The sequence below is a fragment of the Cryobacterium sp. MP_3.1 genome (assembly GCF_035984795.1).
GTDB classification, from domain to species: Bacteria; Actinomycetota; Actinomycetes; order Actinomycetales; family Microbacteriaceae; genus Cryobacterium; species Cryobacterium zongtaii.
Genome location: NZ_JAXCHV010000067.1, coordinates 1 through 1,567, shown reverse-complemented (window position 1 = coordinate 1,567; position 1,567 = coordinate 1). Strand labels below are relative to the sequence as shown.

Annotated in this window: 2 protein-coding genes; both read right to left on the bottom strand. The window is 55.5% G+C overall.

The annotated features are described in order from the left end of the window. Positions 1-78: 78 nt before the first annotated feature. Positions 79-684 (bottom strand): DEAD/DEAH box helicase family protein, encoded by a 606-nt coding sequence (locus RCH12_RS18445; protein ID WP_327017878.1) that lies wholly within the window; start codon positions 682-684, stop codon positions 79-81. After that, on the bottom strand, positions 668-1,567 hold a 900-nt coding region (locus RCH12_RS18440; protein WP_327017877.1), incomplete at its 5' end, for a DNA methyltransferase. The genes RCH12_RS18445 and RCH12_RS18440, both read right to left, overlap by 17 nt.

Sequence of the window (1,567 nt, the reverse complement as noted above, 5' to 3'; positions counted from 1 at the left end):
ACCGCTCGTTCGCGAACCTCTGTTGGGTGTTTCTTGGGCATATCCGAATCCTTTCACCAGAAAGAAAGCGGCAGGAAATCAGGGACGGTTCAGTTCAGCCTCTTGGTAGATGGCGTTGGAATCTGGTTTATCGATCGCCTGCACACTGGCGATGAGGAATTGAACCGTACTCGACGGCTCCGCGAAGTCGTCGAGGGCCGGTCCTTCGCCCAACACACCCCAGCGATATTTCACGGACGGGAACTTGATCCCGAAGTGTTCAGCTGTCTGCTCAAAGGTCTTTACCGCTCCAGCGCGGATTGCCACCGAGTGGACGAGAATCACGAACTTCCGAAGGCCATAGAGCTCGGCGAGCCGAAGTGCCGTCGCAATGTAGACATACGTCTTACCTGTACCCGTCTCCATCTCAACCGAGAAGTTTGGGAAAGACCGCTCCCGGCCTTGAAGATCATCGGCTTTCAGGAGAGCCAGATCCGCTTGTTTCTGGACGTTTTCGCGTTCAGTGATTGAGGCTAGATTATCCGCCAACAATTCTTGATCGAGCATGAACCCCGCATGCCCAGCGCTGCCAAGAGCTTGTCCAATTAGCGAACTCGCCGGCGGCTGGAGCGCACCTTCAAATAGGTCGACAACTGCTGAAATGGCTGCCGCCTGGTGCGGCTGATCCTCAAAGCGAAACTTCACGAGGCACCCGCTCCAGCAACATCAATTTGGACTGCAAACGCGGAGCGAGCGTGAGCGTCGTCGCGTCGTCTACTTTGTCGCCACGTAGGATCAAGGTGTCAGCATCAGTGATCGCCAGAGCGTCCGCTGTCGCCAAGCTGAAGGCGTCGAGGCTCACCAGCAAGCGCCCGGAATCACCGGAACCGTTGGCAGGCGTGAATTCATAAACTGTGATCCCCTCTACAACGTGGGTAGTCACGCGCGCATCGAGTTGAGTCGCGCTAGCTTTGAGCACAACCTCCCATGCCACTGCGAAGGGATCCGCATCCTCCCTGACTGGCTCGGCGTGAGCCCAAAACAGGGCCTCCTGGATGTAGGTCTCCCCTGTCATACCAGCTGTGGCCACGATTGGCGGGTCGATGATTAAATTGGTCGGCTTGGTACGGAAGACTCGAAATCCGAGCTCGTTGGCGTCGAGAGTATTTTCTTGCAATAGCGCGGCGGACCGGCGAAGGCGTTCGGCAGTCACCTCAAAGATTGTCTTATAGCCAGCTTTGATCGCGTTTTTTCCTGATTCTTCGCCTGCGTCGGGTACTTCAGGAATCTGAACAAGAACCCATTGACGAGTCCGGCTATCTGCAAGGTTTTGTTCCCAGACGGCTTGGCCAGTCGAGCCCGAACCTGCGAAGAAGTCGACAACCAGATCACCGTCACCGGATAAGGAATGGACAAGCCGAGCAATTACATCTGTATTCTTCGGATTATCAAAGACTTTGGAGCCCATAAGTTTCGTGAGCGCCTTTGACGCCGCGGTTGCGTCCCCTTGAGTGGTGTAGTTCCGGGGTTTCGCTCGTTGGATTAACAACGTAGGAAACCACCGTGCGATGGTCAGTGAGAACCGTTC